Genomic DNA, 17701 nt, shown 5'->3' on the forward strand with positions numbered 1-17701 from the left:
GCACTTTACGGGGCGGGTACAGCGATTTCCGCGCCCGTCGGCAGGTCCCGCATGCGCCGCAGCGGCGAGCAGATCACCCACAGCGCGCCGGCGACCGGCCCGGCCGTCCCGATCCACAGCGCCCCGGCGAGCCCGAGCCATTCGCCGAGCCCGCCGCCCAGCAGCCCGCCGAGCGGCAGCGCTCCCCACACGACGAACCGGACGCTCGCGTTCATCCGGCCCAGCAGCCGGTCCGGCGTGATCGCCTGCCGGTAGGAGACCTGCGCGATGTTGTAGAGGATCACCCCGAACCCGAACGACGCCATCCCCAGCCCGGCCAGCACGATCCGCCAGTCCGGCGCGGCGAACAGGACCAGCACCTCGCCCGGCCAGAACAGCACCGGGACCAGCCAGATCGACCGGGACTGCCCGATCCTGCGGATGATCGGACCGGCGCACAGCGCGGCCGCGATGCCGCCGACGCCGCTCACCGCGAGCAGTCCGCCGACCTCGGCCGGTTTCAGCCCGGCGGTGCGGGTCAGGAACAACACCTGGACGGCCTGCACCACGCCGGCGAAAAGGTTCGACGTGGCGGTGCAGGCGACGATCGCGCGCAGCGGCCGGTCGGCGACGACGAACCGCAGGCCTTCCAGCATCTGCGGCACCAGCCGGTCGTGCTCGGCGCGTTCCGGACGGGTCTCGACGGTGCGGATGCGCCACAGGCACAGTGCGGAGGTGAGGTAGCCGAGCCCGGTGACCAGGACGGTGCTGGCCGCGCCGATGAACTGCACGAGCACACCGGCGACACTCGGCCCGGCGATCTGCGCCGACGACTGCACGCCCTGCAGCTTCGCGTTGCCCTCCAGCAGCTTCTCGCGGCCGACCAGCGCGGGCAGATACGCCTGGTAGGAGACGTCGAAGAAGACCGTCGCGAAGCCGACGAACAGCACGACCACCAGCAGCTGCGCCATGGTGAGCACGCCCGCCCACCAGGCGAACGGGACGCTGAGCAGCAGCACCCCGCGGACCAGGTCGGCGGCGAGCATGAGCGGCCGTTTGCGCATCCGGTCCACCCACACGCCCGCGGGCAGGCCGAGCACCAGGAAGCCGAGCGTCTCGGCCATGGTCAGCAGGCCCATCTCGAACGGGGTGGCGGCCAGCGTGACGGCGGCGAGCAGCGGAATGGCCGTGACCCCGACGAACATCCCCAGCTGGCTCGCCGTGTCCCCGGCCCACAGCCGGCGGAAATCGGCGTGGAAGAACAGCGAATCGCGACGCACCCGATCGAGTGTCGCGGAGTGATTGGAAAGAGTCAATCACTTTGTTTAGGCTGCGGGGCATGCCGTTGCACCGACGTCCCTCCACCGAAGCCGAGGCGGCCGCGCTCGCGTCCGGAATACGGCTGCGCATCATCCGGTTGACCTCCTTCGAGGCGATGACGAACAAGGAGCTGGCGGCGCGGCTCGGCCGCGACCCCGCGACCACGCTGCACCACGTGCGGCGGCTGGTCGACACCGGTTTTCTCGTTCCGCAGGAGCCGCGCCGTGGCGCGCGCGGGGCGAAGGAGATCCCGTACCTGTCCACCGGGCTTTCGTGGCAGCTGGAAAACGCGGACGCGGACGCTGTTTCGGTCAACCAGGCCATGCTCGAGGCCTATCTGGCCGAAATGGCCGAGGCGGACCTGGCGGAGACGGAGACGACCCGGCTCGTGGTCCAGGTGGGCGCCGAGGACGTCGCGGAGTTCAAGCGGCGGCTCGACGGATTGCTCGAAGAATTCCAGGCCAGGCCGCGTGATCCGGCCTCGGAACGCACGGCCGTGTACGTCTCGGTCTATCCCAGCAGGTAATCCGTTCGGTTCCCGCGCCGAAACGTGGGACCATGGAGGCACGATGACAGAACAGACACACGAAGACTTTTACGACGACAACGACCCCTACGACCCCTCGGTCGGGGAGATGGAGCTTGAGGACCGGGCGTCGCTGCGCCGGGTCGCGGGCCTGTCCACCGAACTCGAGGACATCACCGAGGTCGAGTACCGGCAGCTTCGGCTGGAGCGAGTCGTGCTGGTCGGCGTGTGGACTGAAGGCACCGCCCAGCAGTCCGAGGCGTCGCTGGCCGAACTGGCGCGACTGGCCGAGACAGCGGGCTCCGAGGTGCTCGAAGGCCTCGTCCAGCGGCGGCAGAAGCCCGATCCGGCGACCTACGTCGGCTCCGGCAAGGTCCGCGAGCTGCGCGACGTGGTCGTGGCCACCGGCGCCGACACGGTGATCTGCGACGGCGAGCTTTCGCCCGGCCAGCTGCGCCAGCTGGAGGAGAAGGTCAAGGTCAAGGTGATCGACCGGACCGCCCTGATCCTCGACATCTTCGCCCAGCACGCCCGCTCCAAGGAGGGCAAGGCGCAGGTCGAGCTGGCCCAGCTGCAGTACCTCGTCCCGCGGCTGCGCGGGTGGGGTTCGGCGCTGTCCCGGCAGGCGGGCGGCCGCGCGGGCGGCGCGAACGGCGGCGTGGGCCTGCGCGGGCCCGGTGAGACGAAGCTGGAGACGGACCGGCGGCGGATCAGCAAGCGCGTGGCGAAGCTGCGCCGGGAGATCGCCGCGATGGACACCATCCGCGAGACCAAGCGCGGCAAGCGCGTGGCCAACGAGGTGCCGAGCGTGGCGATCGTCGGCTACACCAACGCCGGCAAGTCGAGCCTGCTCAACGCCCTGACCGGGGCCGGGGTGCTGGTGGAGGACGCGCTGTTCGCCACCCTCGACCCGACCACGCGCCGGGCGCAGACGGCCGACGGGCGCACGTTCACGCTCACCGACACCGTCGGGTTCGTGCGGCACCTGCCGCACCAGCTGGTGGACGCGTTCCGCTCGACGCTGGAGGAGGCGGCCGACGCCGACCTGCTCGTGCACGTGGTCGACGGGTCCGACCCGGCGCCGGAGGACCAGGTGAACGCGGTGCGCGAGGTGCTCGCCGAGATCACCCGCAGCCGCAAGGAACCGCTCCCGCCGGAGCTGCTGGTGATCAACAAGGCCGACGCGGCCGACGACGTCACCCTGGCCCGGCTGCGGCACGCGCTGCCCGGTTCGGTGCAGATCTCCGCGCGCACCGGTTCGGGCGTGGCCGACCTGGCCGAGGTGCTGGCCGAGCGGCTGCCGCGGGCGGAAACGGTGATCGACGCGCTGGTCCCGTACGCGCGGGGCGAACTCGTGTCGCGGGCGCACGCGGAAGGCGAGGTGCTGGAAGAGGAGCACGTCGCCGACGGCACGCGCCTGAAGGTGCGGGTGCGGGCCGACCTGGCCGCGGCGCTTCGGGCGTTCGAAACCAACGCCTCGGCGCTCTGAACGTCTTTCGTAGTGCACGGCCCGAGCGGGCCGTGCACTACGGAGGTGAACTGGTGCGGGTCGTCCTGGCACTGACGGCTGTCCTGATGCTCGCGGGAGCGATCCCGGCCGCGGCGGCTCCTGCTTCTCCTGCTCCGGAAACGCTGTGCCAGGTCAAGGACAAGCGCGTCAACGAGCTGTCCGGCTTGGTCTCCGACGGCGAACACTGGTACGCCATCAACGACGGCGGCACCAAGGTGCAGGTCTTCGTCATGGACCGGAAATGCCAGGTGCAGAAGGTCCTGACCGACCCGACGGACCCGTACGACGTCGAAGACTTCGCCCGGGGCCAGGACGGCACGCTGTGGCTCTCCGATACCGGCGACAACCGCGCCAAACGGGAGACCGTCGCCCTGCTGGAGCTGAAACCGTCCGGCGGCCCGGCAGTGGTGCATCGGCTGACCTATCCGGACGGCCCGCACGACACCGAAGCCCTGATCCTGGACCAGTCCGGCACGCCGTTCCTGGTGACCAAGGACCTGCTGGGCACGTCGAAGGTCTACAAACCGTCAGCGCCGCTGGCCACACCCGGCCCGACGAAACTGGAGCAGGTCGGCACCCTGCGCGTCCACAGCACCGACACACCCGGCGGCCCGGTCGGCTCGTTCGGTTCGGCGCTGATCACCGGAGGCGCGACGAGCGCGGACGGCAAGGTCATCGCCCTGCGCACTTACACGGACGCGTATCTGTACGCGGTCCCGGACGGCGACGTCGCGGCCGCGCTGCAACGAGAACCGGTGCGCATTCCGCTGCCGAACGAGAAGCAGGGCGAAGCCATCGCGTTCGAACCGGACGGCACTTTGCTGTCCGCAAGCGAAGGCGTCGGCGAACCTGTGCGCGCGATCAAAAACGCGACGGCGTTGGTGACTCCGCAAGCGTCTGCGCCCAAGCCTGGCGGCGCTGCCACGCCGCAGCCGGCCGCGGAAGACGCTGACGGGTTCCCGGTCGTCCCGACCGTTGCCATCGCCGCGGTGGTTTTGCTGGCGGCGTGGTTCCTGCTGTCCAGGAAACGCCGCCGCTCCTGACCCGGTTCGCATTGCTGCTGCCGTGGCGGGCTTGCCTTGCGTTCCGGCCGCTGTGGCTGGCTTGGCTCGCATTGCTGTTGCCGTGGCTGTCTCGCCTCGCATTCCGGCCACCACGCCTGATCTGGCTCGCGTTCCTGCCGCCGTGCTTGGCTTGGTTCGCGTTCCTGCTGCTGTGGCTGGCATGGCTCGTATTGCTGCTGCCGTTGCTGGCTCGGCCCGCCTTCCTGCCGCCGCGCCTGAGTCGCCTCGCCTTCCTGCCGCCGCTCCTGGCTCGGCTCCCGTCCCCGCCGCCGTGTCTGAGTCGGCTCGCATCCGCAGCTCGCGGGTGAACGCCCCGAAACCAAGGCGTGCGGGTCCGCGTGGTCCGGGCTCGTGAGTGGCAACGCCGGTTCTTACCGGCATTGCCACTCACGACGGGCCCAGGGCGAGCCGATGCTCAGAGGCGGCGCAGCACAGCCACGACCTTGCCCAGGATCGACGCGTCGTCGCCGGGAATGGGCTCGTACGCGTCGTTGTGCGGCATCAGCCAGACGTGCCCGTCCTTGCGCTTGAACGTCTTCACCGTGGCCTCGCCGTCGATCATGGCGGCGACGATGTCCCCGTTCTCCGCGGCGGGCTGCTGCCGGACGACGACCCAGTCGCCGTCGGTGATGGCGGCGTCGACCATCGAATCGCCGGTGACGCTCAGCAGGAACAGCTCACCCTCGCCGACGATCTCGCGCGGCAGCGGGAAAACGTCCTCGACGGCCTGTTCGGCGAGCACCGGGCCGCCCGCCGCGATCCGGCCGACCAGCGGCACGTACGCCGCCTTCGGCACGGACGGCTGCTGGTCCATCTCGATGCCCATCGGGTTGTCGTCGGTGGACGCGAGCACGCCCACCGCGCGCGGCCGGTTGGCGTCGCGGCGCAGGTAGCCCTTGCGCTGCAGCGCGCGCAGCTGATGCGACACCGACGACGTGGACGTGAGCCCCACCGCCTCGCCGATCTCGCGCACGCTCGGCGGGTAGCCGAAGCGGCTCACCCACGTGCGGATGACGTCGAGCACCTGCTGCTGGCGGACGGTCAGCGTCTCGTCCACGTCGTACACCTCCGGCATGGCGCTCACCTTCCCCGTGCTCTCGTGGCCGGATTCGCGCGCGGATTGTGCGGCTTGTGCGGACGCCTTGCCTCGCGAGGCCGTCTTGGCCCCCTTCGCCGCGGTGCCCTTCACCGTGTCCTTCTCCAACGCTGCGTCGCCTCCAGCCGTCCCGCGGTCGCCGTGTCGGCGTCCCGCGCGTATCCGCGTGCGCCGGCCCGGCTCCCGCGTTTTCCGCGAACGCCCGGCCAGCGGCACCCGCCGGAGCCGGTCCGGCAGATGTCCTGGTCACCGACGTTAGCCACCGCGCGCGGCGATTTCAAACATCTGTTCGATCGACACGCCGTGTCCTCTCGATTTTGTCGGTGCGGGGTGGTAGACCTTCGCACGGACGTTCGATAGAACGCCTGTTCGATCCGGACCGCTGCGCCGCAGGTGATAGGGCTCGGACCGGACGGATCCGCAGGTCATGAGGAGGTTCCGGCATGTCGATCCTGGCAGATCGAGGGCTCGTCCGCCCGCTTCGGCCCGTCCCCGCCGTCCGCCCCGCCGAGGGCGGAGCCGAGCCCGAAGGGGCGATTCCGTCCCGGCGGGAACCCGGGCCCGGAGGTCCCGGCGGCGGCCCGGCGCGCCGTTCGCGGCGGCGTGCGGGGCGCAGCGAAGCCACCCGAAAGGATGGTGTTCCGGAGGAGTCCGGGACCGGATCCGGCGCGGATTCCGGCGCGGCGGCCGGTTCCGGCGAGGTGGTGGAGCTTCGCGGGCGAACCGGTTCCCGCCGAGGTTCTCGCGGGGTGCCCGCTCGCCGCGGCGGCGGTGCCGGAGCGGCGGCGGTCGCCGAGCCGCGATCCGCCGCGGCTGTCCGGTCTGGGGAGCGGGCGGAGTTCCAGACGTCGGCTCCTTCGGCCGTCGAGACCGGAGAGGCGTCGATCTGGTCCGCTGAGCGGGCGGGATTCCAAACCTCGGTTCGTTCCGCGGTCGAGGCTGGAGAGGCCTCGGTTCGGGGTGCGGTCCGGCCCGCCGAGCGTGCTGGATTCCAGACCTCGGCCCCTTCCGCCGTCGAAGCCGAAGAATCTCCTGTCCGCGAGGCGCGCAGCCGCGGTGCGCGTGCCGGGTTCCAGACCTCGGCCCCCTCCGCTGTCGAAACCGAAGAAGCCCCCGCCCGCGAATCCCGCCGGACGCGCCGCACCGCCGTCCGGCACATCCCCGCGGCCCCGGCCAACCCCGGTCGCACCGCGCGTGAGCGGCGTGGCGAGCCGTTGCGGCCGCCGTCGCGGGCTCGGGTCGTCGCCGGGCGCAGGGGAGGCGTTGCCTGCCAGACCTCGGCCCGGCCGTCCGTCCGGTGGCCGTGGCTGTTCGCGATCGCCTTCGCGGCGTGCCTCATCGTGACCGGGCTCGGCGCCTTCGGCTCGGGAGTGTCCAGCGGCCCGGTGCCGTCGCGGACCGCGTCCGTTTCCGTGCAGCCCGGCGATTCGCTCGGCGCGCTCGCCGCCCGGTTCGCGCCGAACGCGGACCAGAGCGCGGTCGTCGAACGCATCAAGGAACTCAACAACCTCGACGACACCGCGCTGCTTCCCGGCATGCCGCTCACCGTCCCGGTCGCCTGGTCCGGCAGTGGTTCGGGCGAAGGTTCGGGCGGACAACCCGCCGGGGGATCGGACAGCGCGGGCTCATGATTTCCGCAAACCACCCGGTCGCCTCTTGCGCAACCTGGCTTTCACCCTCTCGGGTTCCTTGCGCCCGCCCCGGAGGCGATCTATGGTCTACCCCTATATCTAGTAGTTACACCGCTGTAGTTGGTCCACAGGTAGGGGTAGACTGGCGGCAGTTGTCCACAGCCGGCCGGCAGTTGCCCACCGGATGTCCACAAGTCGATCACCAGGCGCGGGGTCGCGCGCGGTGACCGCGGTCCAGGCCGTAGCGTGGCGGCAGGGGCCGGTTGGGACAGGAATCGACCGGCGCGGAGGGGAAGGTGATCGGCGGATGAGGTGCCCGTTCTGCCGGCATGCGGACTCTCGGGTCGTCGACTCCCGAGAGGTGGACGAGGGACAGGCGATCCGGCGGCGGCGTTCGTGCGCCGAGTGCGGACGGCGTTTCACCACGTCGGAGACGATGGTGCTGGCCGTGGTCAAACGGTCCGGCGCCACCGAGCAGTTCAGCCGGGACAAGGTGGTCAACGGCGTGCGGCGGGCCTGCCAGGGCCGTCCGGTCGACGACGACGCGCTGCAGAAGCTCGCGCAGCGCGTGGAGGAGTCGATCCGTTCCGCCGGCCTGGCCGAGATCCCCAGCCACGAGGTCGGCCTCGCCATCCTCGGGCCGCTGCGGGAGCTGGACGGCGTCGCGTATCTCCGGTTCGCCAGCGTCTACCGCTCCTTCTCCTCGGTCGAGGACTTCGAGAAGGAGATCTCCGACCTGCGGAAAGCCATGGCGGGAACTGCGGAGGACCAGGAAGGCGAGCGCGCCGGCGACGACTGAGCCGTCACCGGGTCGCGGGGAGCGAGGGACAGGACCGCATGACCGAAACCGTGGGAACCGGCGCCGCGGCCGGACAGAACAAGAAGCCGAACAAGGGCCTCACCGTCCGGCGGGTCTTCACCACCGAGGGGACCCACCCCTACGACGAGGTCGCGTGGGAGACCCGCGACGTCGTCATGACGAACTGGCGCGACGGCAGCGTCAACTTCGAGCAGCGCGGGGTCGAATTCCCCGAGTTCTGGTCGGTCAACGCCACCAACATCGTCACCAGCAAGTACTTCCGCGGCGCGGTCGGCAGCCCGCAGCGCGAGAGCAGCCTCAAGCAGCTCATCGACCGCGTGGTGCGCACCTACGTCAAGGCCGCCGCCGAGCACGACTACTTCGCCGGTCCGTCCGACCTCGAGATCTTCGAGCACGAACTCACCTGGATGCTGCTGCACCAGGTCTTCAGCTTCAACTCGCCGGTGTGGTTCAACGTCGGCACGTCCTCGAAGCAGCAGGTGTCCGCCTGCTTCATCCTCGCCGTCGACGACACGATGGAGTCGATCCTCAACTGGTACCGCGAGGAAGGCCTGATCTTCAAGGGCGGCTCCGGCGCGGGCCTCAACCTCTCCCGCATCCGGTCCTCGAAGGAACTGCTCACCTCCGGCGGCACCGCCTCCGGCCCGGTCTCGTTCATGCGCGGGGCCGACGCGTCCGCGGGCACCATCAAGTCCGGCGGCGCCACCCGGCGCGCGGCGAAGATGGTCGTGCTCGACGTCGACCACCCGGACATCGAGGAGTTCATCCAGACCAAGGCGCGCGAAGAGGAGAAGATCAAGGTCCTCCGCGACGCCGGGTTCGACATGGACCTCTCCGGCTCCGACATCTCCTCGGTGCAGTACCAGAACGCGAACAACTCGGTCCGCGTGTCCGACGAGTTCATGCACGCCGTCGAGAACGGCACGGACTTCGGCCTGCGCGCCCGGCTCACCGGCGAGGTCATCGACCGCGCCGACGGGAAGAAGCTGTTCCGCAGCATGGCGCAGGCGGCGTGGGAATGCGCCGACCCGGGCATCCAGTACGACAGCACGATCAACGACTGGCACACCTGCCCCGAATCGGGCCGGATCACCGCGTCCAACCCGTGCAGCGAGTACATGCACCTCGACAACTCGAGCTGCAACCTCGCGTCGCTCAACCTGCTGAAGTTCGTCTCGGAAGAGGGCACGTTCGACGCGCCGCTGTTCGCGAAGGCCGTCGAGTTCGTCATCACCGCGATGGACATCTCGATCTGCTTCGCCGACTTCCCGACCGAGCCGATCGCCGACACCACGCGCAAGTTCCGCCAGCTCGGCATCGGCTACGCCAACCTCGGCGCGCTGCTGATGGCGCTGGGCCACGCGTACGACTCCGAGGGCGGCCGCGCGCTCGCCGCCGCGATCACGTCCCTGATGACCGGCGTGTCCTACCGGCGTTCGGCCGAGCTGGCCGGCGTCGTCGGCCCGTACGAGGGCTACGCCCGCAACGCCGAGGCGCACCAGCGCGTCATGCGCAAGCACGCCGCGGCGAACGAGCTGGTCCGCACCTATCACAGCAACGACGCGGCCGTCCGCGCGCTCGCGTCGGAGGAATGGCAGCGCGGCATCGAGCTGGGCGTCCGCAACGGCTGGCGCAACGCGCAGGCCTCGGTGCTCGCGCCCACCGGCACCATCGGCTTCATGATGGACTGCGACACCACGGGCATCGAGCCGGACTTCTCGCTGGTGAAGTTCAAGAAGCTCGTCGGCGGCGGGTCCATGCAGATCGTGAACCAGACCGTGCCGCGCGCCCTGAAGGTGCTGGGGTATCAGGCCGAGCAGGTCGAGGCGATCGTCGAGTACGTCGCGCAGCACGGTCACGTGGTCGACGCGCCGGGCCTGCGCCCCGAGCACTACGAGGTGTTCGACTGCGCGGTCGGCGACCGGTCGATCGCGCCGATGGGCCACGTGCGGATGATGGCCGCGGTGCAGCCGTTCATCTCGGGCGCGATCTCGAAGACGGTCAACATGCCGGAGTCGGCGACGGTCGAGGACGTCGAGGAGATTTACTTCCAGGGCTGGAAACTCGGCCTCAAGGCGCTCGCGATCTATCGCGACAACTGCAAGGTCGGCCAGCCGCTGTCCACGGCGAAGAAGAAGGAAGCCGAGGCCGAGCCGGAGAAGGTCGTCGAATACCGCCCGGTGCGCCGCCGGCTGCCGAAGAAGCGCCCGAGCCAGACGGTGTCGTTCACCGTCGGCGGCGCCGAGGGCTACCTGCACGCGGGCTCGTACCCGGACGACGGCCTCGGCGAGATCTTCGTGAAGCTCGGCAAGCAGGGCTCCACGCTGTCCGGCGTGATGGACGCCTTCTCGATGTCGATCTCGGTCGGCCTGCAGCACGGGATTCCGCTCGAGTTCTACGTTTCGAAGTTCTCCAACCTGCGCTTCGAACCGGCGGGCATGACCGACGACCCGGACATCCGGATCGCCACGAGCGTCATGGACTACCTGTTCCGCCGCCTGGCCCTCGACTACCTGCCGTACGAAAAGCGGGCCCAGCTGGGCATTTTCACCGCGGACGAACGGTCGGCCGAGGTCGAGGCGAACTACGGCGGCCAGAACCTGGACGTCGAGGTGCTGCGCAGCAGCGTGGACGCTTCGCCCGCGCAGGAGTCCACAAAGGACACCTCGGCGCGTGACGCGCACAGCACGGCCGAGCTGATGGAACTGCACCTCGGCAAGGCGGCCGACGCGCCGCTCTGCATGACCTGCGGAACGAAGATGCGGCCCGCGGGGTCCTGCTACGCCTGCGAGGGCTGCGGGGCTACTTCCGGCTGCAGCTGATCGATCCTCACAGAGAAGAGGGGGAGGCGTGGAGACGCCTTCCCCTCTTTTCGGAGCTACGGCGGGATGGTTCAGTGTCCTGCCCGCGTACCAGAGGGCATCAGGCCGAGCAGTGGCAGCCACACCGTGTCCACGATCTCGACGATCGTCCTGTCCGGCACCGCGCCCATGGTCATCAGCATGTCGTGGCGCATCAGGTCGAACGGCAGGTTCACCACACGGTCGGGTCGCGCCGCGTCCGGCAGTTCGCCGCGTTCGACGGCGCGGCTGACGATGGTCGCGAAGGGCGGCGTCTGGTCCTCCGGGAAGACGCGGCCGCGCAGGTCGGCGAAGCTGGTGCCGGTTTCGCGGAAGTAGTCCGCCAGTTGGATGCGCAGGAGGATCACCAGGCGGGCTCGCTCGGCGTTGACCGTGCGCAGGAGGGCCAGGGCGTCCTGGCGCAGGCTGCCGGTGTCCGGGAGGTCGAGCGGGTTCCAGTGCCGGGCGAGGGTGGCGACGAGGAGGTCCTCGCGCCGCGGCCAGCGTCGGTAGAGCACTGGTTTGCTGGTTCCGGCGCGCGCTGCGACGGCCTCGTAGGTGAAGCCGTGGTAGCCCTGCTCTGCGAGCGTTTCCCAGGCGGCATCGGTGATCGCGTTCTCCAGGGCGGTACCCCTGCGCCGGGTGGGCGTGCCCTCTGCGTGCCGCCGCTCCTTCACCGCTGCCCCCTCGACGTTCGTTCAGCCTTGCGGTTAGACCCGCTTGCGTATCTTATCCCGCGCTCGTAGGCTGGGCACTATAAGATACGCGGCCGTTTCTAAAGGGCGGCCAGAGGAGGGAAGCGAGCTATGTCCATGATCAACGCCGCGCTGGTGGAGTCCTTCGACGAACCGCCGCGCTTCCGTTCCGTTCCCGCTCCCGAGGCCGCTCCTGGCCAGGAGACGGTGGACGTCCTCGCTGTCGGCGTGCATCCCGCCACCCGCGGCATCGCCGCCGGCAAGCACTACACGAGTCCCAAGACGCTGCCCGCGCTGGCGGGGGCGGACGCCGTTGTCCGCCGGGCGGACGGCAGTCTCGGTTACGTCATGCTCATGGGCGCCGGCACCCTGGCTGAGCGGATCGTCATCGACCCGGACGCCGTCATCCCGGTTCCGGACGGCACCGATCCCGCGCTTCTCGCCGCCACCATGAACCCCGCTCTGTCCTCGTGGACCGCGCTGCGCACCCGCGTCCCGTTCCAGGCCGGGCAGTCGGTTCTGGTGCACGGCGCGACCGGCAACGCGGGCTCGACGGCGGTGAAGGTCGCCAAGCATCTCGGCGCGGGACGGGTGATCGCCGCCGGGCGCAACCGTGCCCGCCTTGACGAACTCACGGGTGCGGACGCGGTTGTTCAGCTGCTTCCCGACGAGGACGCCACCGCGGCCGCGCTCGCCGAGGCCGCCGCGGAGGTCGACGTGGTCCTGGACTACGTGTGGGGGCCGCCCACCGAACTCGCCATGCGGGCCGTCCTCGGAGCGCGTACCGAGCACACCCGCCTGCTCGACTGGGTGCAGATCGGCGGCATGGGCGGAGACGCGATCACCCTGTCCGGGCATGCGTTGCGCTCCAACGCGTTCCGGATCCTGGGCAGCGGCTTCGGCGCGGTGGACGCGCAGGTCATGCAGCGGGAGTTCACCGAACTCGTCGCCGCGATCGCCGCGGGAGGCATGGCGGTGCGCCCGCATCCGTTCCCGCTCGACCAGGTCGAGGCGGCCTGGGCGCATCGGGACGAGCCGGGCGAGCGCACCGTCATCCTCCTGTGAGTGCTCAGCGCAGCATCTGCGCGACACCTCCGCCGAGCGACCAGTCCGCCTCGTGGTTTTCGGTCAGGGTGAAGAACACATTCCGCGGTTCGATTCCGGTCGACTCGGCGATGAGTTCGGTCGCTCGGCGGTACAGCGCGGTTTTCTGCTCGTCGGTGCGGCCGGCGCGCATGGTGATGGCGATGTACACGATGTCGTCGTCGCGGTGGACGCCGAGGTAGCTGGGGTCGTAGCGCACCCGGCCGGCGGCGTGGCTCGACAGGATCTGGAAGCGGTCGTCGACGGGGACGTTGATGGTCTCGGTCATCGCCTGGTGCACGGCGTCGCCGATGGCGGGGAGGCGGTCGTCGTTGGGTTCGGACAGCACGTCGATGCGGACGAGCGGCATGGGAGACCTCTCAGTTCAGGTGGTCGATGTTGGGACGGGACAGGTGAAGCACCCGGTAGCGGACGTCGGTGTCCTCGTCCGGGGTGGTAGTCCAGAGGGTGAAGCGCACGAGTTCCCAGCGCTTCGGGTCGACGGCCAGCGCGGTGGTGTGCACGCCCGGGTTTCGGGACAGTCGCGCCAGTTCGCCGATTTCGTGCTCGATCCGGTCCGGGCCTTCCACGATGCGTCTGGTCGCGAACTCCGGCTCGGTCGCTCGTGCCGGACCGGCCAGGCAGCCAGCGCCGGTCCAGTGCTGCACCGGCGGACGGCCGAAATCCTGGACTATGCCGTCGAATCCGCCGCCGCCCCACAGGAAACGGCTCATTCCGGCGGTGTCGGTCCAGAGGTAGAACGGCGCGTATTGGTTGGCACGCACCAAATACGCCTTGAGCCCCAGCCCGGGGAACGCGTCGGTGCGATGGCCCCGGGTGGCGACTCGATGCCGGATGTCGTATCCGGCAGGCAGATCGATCTCGTACTGCATCGCGTACATCGGCGTCACCGCCGTTCGAGGAGCGCGAGTGCGCCGCGGATCGCTTGGTCGAACGGCTCGACCGACCCGGACGACCGGGCGAGCACGTATCCGCCTTGCACCACGGCGACGAGCGCGGTTGCCGTCGCGGCTGGGTCGAGATCGCTCGGAAGTTCGCCGTTCGCGGTGCCCTCGGCGATGACCTCGGCGAGCCGTCCGCGCAGCCAGTCGAACGTTTCCTCCAGCGGCGCCCGCAATTCCGGGTTCGTGACGACCTCGGGATCCAGCGCCAGCCGACCGACCGGGCAGCCACGCAGGATGTGACGCTCGCGCCGCAGATACGCGGAGACGCGTTCGATCGCGGTCGTGCCCTCGGCGAGCAGGGCTTCGGTGGAGGCGCGCAGATCGTCGGCGTTCTGCCGGATCGCGGCGAGCGCCAGGTCGGCCTTGCCGGCGAAGTGGTGGTACATGCTGCCCTGCCCGGCCCCGGCGCGCTGCTGGATCGCCTTCGGGCTCGTGCCGACGTACCCCCGCTCCCACAACAAGTCCTGAGTGCTCGCGATGAGCTGGTCTCTCGTGGACATGAGCACACCGTACATACTAGTAGGTACAGAGACAAGCGGGTGCAGGCCCTACCGCGGAGAGACCGGCTGTCCGCAGTGTGCGGACGATCTTGGCCCGGGAGGCTTCCAGGGAACCGAAGGAAGGAATTTCTCCGTGATGAAGTCTGCTGGCCGCCGGGTGGTCGCCGTGACTGCGGCCTGTGCGCTCCTGTTCTCGACCGGCACTGCCGAGGCGATCGTGAAGGGCGGAGACTCGACGCAGCGCTATCCGTTCATGGCGTCCATCTCGGAGCGGGTCAACCAGACCGGCGACCGCGGGGTGTGCGGCGCTTCGCTGATCGACCCGCAGTGGGTGCTCACCGCGGCGCACTGCGTGGATTCGACGCTCGTGACCCCGGACGGGACCGTCCGGATCGGCAGCGAGCGACAGCATTCCGGCGGGACTGTTCGCCGGATCGCGCGAACGGTCCCGCATCCGGGCTATGCGCTGCAGAGCGAAACCGTTCCCTTCAACCGCAACGACCTCGCGTTGCTCAAGCTTGATCGCCCGGTTGCCGAGCAGCCGATCCGGCTTGCCGCACAGCCGGGCGCACCTGGTTCGCCGACGCGGCTGCTGGGGTTCGGCACCACTGTCGACACGTACGATTTCAAGCAGGCCAGGTTCGCGGAACGGTTGCAGGAGCTGGACGTTCGGCGCGGCGCGGAATCCGAGTGCGGTCCGGGATACGCGGGCCGGACGCGGTTGTGCACGGTCAGCCCGCGGCCGGAGGCGATGGCGTGCATCGGCGATTCCGGCGGCCCGCAGATCCGGCGCGGGCCGGGCGGGCGATGGGAACTGATCGGGGTCACCTCGGGGCCGGGGACTGCGCGTTCGTCTTGCGCGGGCGGGCCGGGGCTGTACACCAGCGTGCCGGCGTACGCCGAATGGATCCGGCGGACGATCCGCGGGTAACTCCACGGAATCTCCACATCCTCCCCGCGCCAGCGGCACATCCGGGCGGCAGCATGACCGCCGTGGAGTGGACTGCGGTTTTCGAGGCGGAGGCGCGGCGGCGGAAGATCCGGCCGCAGCCGGCGTGGGGGAGCGGGGCGAGGCTGGATCCGGTGGTGGCGCGCAGCGTCCGGCGGTTCCAGCCCGCGCCGGACGATGAGCAGCATCTGGTTGCCCGGCTGCTCGAAACCGCGAGCCCGCCGGGGAAAAGCGACGTGATGACCCAGCTGATCGCCGACGTGCTCGCGCTCGGCTACTACCGGGCGTTGCGGGACGGCACCCGCGATCCGCTCACCGCGGAGGTGGCCGCGCGCGTGTTCGCCGGGCTGGAGCGGCGGCTCGGCTATCACGTGGATCGGTTGCGGCGCTGGAAAATCGCGGCTTCCGTGCGATGGCGGGCCAGAGCGGTTCTGGAAACCGGCGGCATCCTGGTCGGGCACGGACGTGCGTTGCGTCGGCTCGGCGTGCCGTGGCTCGCGTTCGTCACCGACGCCTGGGCGCGCTTCGAACGAGCCCTCGCGGAGGTCCACAGAGGACCGTCGGTGCGCCCGGGGCCGCGCGTGCGTGCGCGACCCCGGGGACTCGTTTAGGACAGCTTCGACCAGAGGAACTCGTACGCGACCGCCGAACGGAACGCGAGCTGCTCGTTGTCGGCCGCCGCCCCGTGGCCGCCTTCGATGTTCTCGAAGTACTCCACGCGGTGGCCCTGTTCGCGCATCCGGGCGACCATCTTGCGGGCGTGCCCGGGGTGCACGCGGTCGTCGCGGGTGGAGGTGACGAAGAGGATCGGCGGATACTCGACGTCCGCCGAAACCCGTTGGTAGGGCGAGTATTTCGAGATGTACTCCCACTCTTCCGGAATGTCCGGGTCACCCCATTCGGCCATCCACGACGCCCCGGCCGGCAACAGGTGGTAGCGCTTCATGTCGAGCAGCGGCACCTGGCACACGATCGCGCCGAACAGCTCCGGGTAGCTGGTGAGCATCACGCCCATCAGCAGCCCGCCGTTGCTGCCGCCCTGGATGCCGAGCCGTTCCTTCGTCGTGATGCCCCGCGCGACGAGATCGCGCGCGACCGCGGCGAAGTCCTGGTACGCCTTGTACCGGTTCTCTTTCACCGCCTGCATGTGCCATTCCGGGCCGTACTCGCCGCCGCCGCGGATGTTCGCGACCACGTACGTCCCGCCGCGCGCCAGCCACGCGCGGCCGACGACCCCGCCGTACGACGGGGTCAGCGAAACCTCGAAGCCGCCGTAGCCGTACAGCAGCGTCGGGCCGTTTTCCGCGCCGGGCGGGCGGACGACGAAGTACGGGATCTTCGTGCCGTCGTCCGACGTCGCGAAGTACTGGCTGACCTCGATCCCGGTCGCGTCGAAGAACGCCGGCGCCTGCTTCAGCACCTCGACGTCGCCGCCGACGACGCCGCGAGTGAGCGTGGACGGCTGGATGTAGCTGGACGAGTCCACCAGGTACTCGTCGTCGACGTCCGGTTCGGTGTCGACGATCTGCGCGCTGCCGAATTCGGGCGCGCCGCCCAGCTCCGCCTCGGTCCAGCCGTCCGGGCCCGGCGTCAGCACGCGCAGCTCCGACTTGACGTCGTGGAGAGTCGCGAGCAGCAGGTGGTGGCGGGTCCAGGCGTAGTAGTCCAGCGACGTGTGCGCGTCCGGGGTGAACAGCGCGGTGAACTCGCGGTCGCCCGCCTTGAACGCGTCGTAGCGGATCGCGAGCAGCGTGCCCGCCGGGTGCTCGGTCCCGCCGACCGTCCACGCGCTGCGCGGGTGCACGAGCAGCCATTCGCGGTGCGTGGACACCTCGACGTCCTCGGGCAGGTCCAGTTTGGTCAGCCCGGTTTCGGTCCGCTCGAAGTATTCGGTGCGGTAGAAGTCGATCGCGCGGCGCACGAAGTCGCGTTCGAAGCCCTCGGTCGGATCGTGGTACGCCGTGATCGCGACGTCGTCCGGCTTGCCCTCGGCGACGAGCTTCGCTTCTTCGAGCGGGGTGCCGCGCCGCCATTCCTTCGCCAGCCGCGGGTAGCCCGAAGTGGTGAGCGAGCCGGGGCCGAAATCGGTCCCGAGGTACACCCGGTCGGCGTCGATCCAGCTGATCCGGTGCTTCGCCTCGGGCAGGGTGAAGCCGTCCGGCACGAACTCGTGCGCGTCGAGGTCGAACTCGCGCACGACGGTCGCGTCCGCGCCGCCCCGCGACAGCTGGACCAGGCCGAGCCGGTGCCCGGGACGCAGCACCGCGGCGCCCTTCCAGACCCAGTTCTCGTCCTCGGCGGCGGCGAGCGCGTCGACGTCGAGCAGGATCTCCCAGTCCGGTTCGGCGGTGCGGTACTGCTCCAGCGTGGTGCGCCGCCACAGCCCGCGCGGGTGCTCGGCGTCCTGCCAGAAGTTGTAGAGGAGCGTCCCCCGGCGCGCGACGTACGGGATCCGCCCGCCCGCGTCGAGCACCTCGCGGATCGAGTCCCGCAGCTGCCCGAACCTCTCGCTCGCGGTGAGCACGTCCAGCGTCTCCGCGTTGCGCGAACGGACCCATTCGAGCGCCTCGTCGCCCGTCACGTCTTCCAGCCACAGGTACGGATCTTCGACAGTCATAGCGTCCAGTCTCGCTGTCTGTCGCGGATCCGGCCAGGAGCCCGGCGTTCCCGTTTCGTGATCCAGGGCGGCGCGCGGTCTCCGTATGCTGGTCGGGAGGGGGAGG

Annotated in this window: 17 protein-coding genes; 10 read left to right on the top strand and 7 right to left on the bottom strand. The window is 70.0% G+C overall.

Annotated features, from left to right (window positions below):
• Window positions 1-5: 5 nt before the first annotated feature.
• Window positions 6-1259, bottom strand: a complete 1254-nt coding sequence (locus RPX00_RS25375; protein WP_406629093.1) for an MFS transporter — start codon at window positions 1257-1259, stop codon at window positions 6-8.
• Window positions 1260-1318: 59 nt separating this feature from the next.
• On the opposite strand from RPX00_RS25375, the gene RPX00_RS25380 reads away from it, so the two are divergent.
• From RPX00_RS25380 to RPX00_RS25395, 4 genes are read left to right on the top strand one after another with little or no spacing between them, the layout of a single operon-like run.
• Complete coding sequence (locus RPX00_RS25380) at window positions 1319-1825, top strand: ArsR/SmtB family transcription factor (protein WP_406629095.1); 507 nt, start codon at window positions 1319-1321, stop codon at window positions 1823-1825.
• A gap of 43 nt (window positions 1826-1868) precedes the next feature.
• Window positions 1869-3314, top strand: a complete 1446-nt coding sequence (hflX, locus tag RPX00_RS25385; protein ID WP_406629097.1) for a GTPase HflX — start codon at window positions 1869-1871, stop codon at window positions 3312-3314.
• A 53-nt stretch (window positions 3315-3367) separates the two neighbouring features.
• Window positions 3368-4378, top strand: coding sequence for a hypothetical protein (locus RPX00_RS25390; protein WP_406629099.1), 1011 nt, complete (start codon window positions 3368-3370; stop codon window positions 4376-4378).
• Entirely contained in the window at window positions 4342-4707 is a 366-nt protein-coding gene (locus RPX00_RS25395) for a hypothetical protein (protein ID WP_406629101.1), read from the top strand. Before RPX00_RS25390 ends, RPX00_RS25395 begins: the two co-directional genes overlap by 37 nt.
• A gap of 107 nt (window positions 4708-4814) precedes the next feature.
• On the opposite strand, the gene lexA is transcribed toward RPX00_RS25395, so the two are convergent.
• Window positions 4815-5474: a transcriptional repressor LexA gene (gene lexA, locus RPX00_RS25400; RefSeq protein ID WP_067593639.1), complete on the bottom strand. Its 660-nt coding sequence runs from the start codon at window positions 5472-5474 to the stop codon at window positions 4815-4817.
• Between the two features lie 770 nt (window positions 5475-6244).
• Between lexA and RPX00_RS25405 the strand changes: the two genes are divergently transcribed.
• The 3 genes from RPX00_RS25405 (at window position 6245) to RPX00_RS25415 (ending at window position 10768) form a co-directional block, all read left to right on the top strand.
• Window positions 6245-7126 (top strand): LysM peptidoglycan-binding domain-containing protein, encoded by an 882-nt coding sequence (locus RPX00_RS25405; RefSeq protein ID WP_406629103.1) that lies wholly within the window; start codon window positions 6245-6247, stop codon window positions 7124-7126.
• 307 nt (window positions 7127-7433) lie between these two features.
• Complete coding sequence (gene nrdR, locus RPX00_RS25410) at window positions 7434-7925, top strand: transcriptional regulator NrdR (RefSeq protein WP_037809784.1); 492 nt, start codon at window positions 7434-7436, stop codon at window positions 7923-7925.
• 38 nt (window positions 7926-7963) lie between these two features.
• The gene (locus RPX00_RS25415) at window positions 7964-10768 is read left to right on the top strand and encodes a vitamin B12-dependent ribonucleotide reductase (protein ID WP_406629105.1); all 2805 of its coding nucleotides are present in this window, start codon (window positions 7964-7966) and stop codon (window positions 10766-10768) included.
• 71 nt (window positions 10769-10839) lie between these two features.
• On the opposite strand, the gene RPX00_RS25420 is transcribed toward RPX00_RS25415, so the two are convergent.
• Window positions 10840-11463, bottom strand: a complete 624-nt coding sequence (locus RPX00_RS25420; RefSeq protein ID WP_406629107.1) for a TetR/AcrR family transcriptional regulator — start codon at window positions 11461-11463, stop codon at window positions 10840-10842.
• Window positions 11464-11592: 129 nt separating this feature from the next.
• Between RPX00_RS25420 and RPX00_RS25425 the strand changes: the two genes are divergently transcribed.
• Window positions 11593-12546, top strand: coding sequence for a zinc-binding alcohol dehydrogenase family protein (locus RPX00_RS25425; protein ID WP_406629109.1), 954 nt, complete (start codon window positions 11593-11595; stop codon window positions 12544-12546).
• A gap of 4 nt (window positions 12547-12550) precedes the next feature.
• Here RPX00_RS25425 and RPX00_RS25430 read toward each other — a convergent pair whose 3' ends face one another.
• Genes RPX00_RS25430 through RPX00_RS25440 form a run of 3 tightly spaced genes read right to left on the bottom strand, consistent with a single transcriptional unit; the run spans window position 12551 to window position 14029 of the window.
• Window positions 12551-12934: a tautomerase family protein gene (locus RPX00_RS25430; protein ID WP_406629111.1), complete on the bottom strand. Its 384-nt coding sequence runs from the start codon at window positions 12932-12934 to the stop codon at window positions 12551-12553.
• Window positions 12935-12944: 10 nt separating this feature from the next.
• Complete coding sequence (locus RPX00_RS25435) at window positions 12945-13466, bottom strand: DUF4865 family protein (RefSeq protein WP_406629113.1); 522 nt, start codon at window positions 13464-13466, stop codon at window positions 12945-12947.
• A gap of 5 nt (window positions 13467-13471) precedes the next feature.
• Window positions 13472-14029 carry a TetR/AcrR family transcriptional regulator gene (locus RPX00_RS25440; RefSeq protein WP_406629115.1) on the bottom strand — a complete coding sequence of 186 codons (558 nt, stop codon included), beginning with the start codon at window positions 14027-14029 and terminating at the stop codon, window positions 13472-13474.
• Between the two features lie 136 nt (window positions 14030-14165).
• Between RPX00_RS25440 and RPX00_RS25445 the strand changes: the two genes are divergently transcribed.
• Together RPX00_RS25445 and RPX00_RS25450 are read left to right on the top strand one after the other, a co-directional pair.
• Window positions 14166-14960, top strand: coding sequence for a S1 family peptidase (locus tag RPX00_RS25445; RefSeq protein ID WP_406643076.1), 795 nt, complete (start codon window positions 14166-14168; stop codon window positions 14958-14960).
• 53 nt (window positions 14961-15013) lie between these two features.
• A complete protein-coding gene (locus tag RPX00_RS25450; RefSeq protein ID WP_406629117.1) occupies window positions 15014-15589 on the top strand; it encodes a hypothetical protein in 576 nt (191 codons plus the stop codon).
• On the opposite strand, the gene RPX00_RS25455 is transcribed toward RPX00_RS25450, so the two are convergent.
• Complete coding sequence (locus RPX00_RS25455; RefSeq protein WP_406629119.1) at window positions 15586-17595, bottom strand: prolyl oligopeptidase family protein; 2010 nt, start codon at window positions 17593-17595, stop codon at window positions 15586-15588. The two genes, RPX00_RS25450 and RPX00_RS25455, sit on opposite strands and share 4 nt — an antisense overlap.
• Window positions 17596-17701 lie beyond the last annotated feature (106 nt).

The organism is Amycolatopsis sp. WGS_07, assembly GCF_045278895.1.
Lineage (GTDB): Bacteria > Actinomycetota > Actinomycetes > Mycobacteriales > Pseudonocardiaceae > Amycolatopsis.

Coding starts and splice junctions, on each gene's coding strand:
- hflX (WP_406629097.1), top strand. CDS start 1,869: ATGACAGAACAGACACACGAAGACTTTTACGACGACAACGACCCCTAC.
- RPX00_RS25445 (WP_406643076.1), top strand. CDS start 14,166: ATGAAGTCTGCTGGCCGCCGGGTGGTCGCCGTGACTGCGGCCTGTGCG.
- lexA (WP_067593639.1), bottom strand. CDS start 5,474: ATGCCGGAGGTGTACGACGTGGACGAGACGCTGACCGTCCGCCAGCAG.
- RPX00_RS25440 (WP_406629115.1), bottom strand. CDS start 14,029: ATGTCCACGAGAGACCAGCTCATCGCGAGCACTCAGGACTTGTTGTGG.
- RPX00_RS25435 (WP_406629113.1), bottom strand. CDS start 13,466: ATGTACGCGATGCAGTACGAGATCGATCTGCCTGCCGGATACGACATC.
- RPX00_RS25450 (WP_406629117.1), top strand. CDS start 15,014: ATGACCGCCGTGGAGTGGACTGCGGTTTTCGAGGCGGAGGCGCGGCGG.
- RPX00_RS25415 (WP_406629105.1), top strand. CDS start 7,964: ATGACCGAAACCGTGGGAACCGGCGCCGCGGCCGGACAGAACAAGAAG.
- nrdR (WP_037809784.1), top strand. CDS start 7,434: ATGAGGTGCCCGTTCTGCCGGCATGCGGACTCTCGGGTCGTCGACTCC.
- RPX00_RS25425 (WP_406629109.1), top strand. CDS start 11,593: ATGTCCATGATCAACGCCGCGCTGGTGGAGTCCTTCGACGAACCGCCG.
- RPX00_RS25430 (WP_406629111.1), bottom strand. CDS start 12,934: ATGCCGCTCGTCCGCATCGACGTGCTGTCCGAACCCAACGACGACCGC.
- RPX00_RS25380 (WP_406629095.1), top strand. CDS start 1,319: ATGCCGTTGCACCGACGTCCCTCCACCGAAGCCGAGGCGGCCGCGCTC.
- RPX00_RS25455 (WP_406629119.1), bottom strand. CDS start 17,595: ATGACTGTCGAAGATCCGTACCTGTGGCTGGAAGACGTGACGGGCGAC.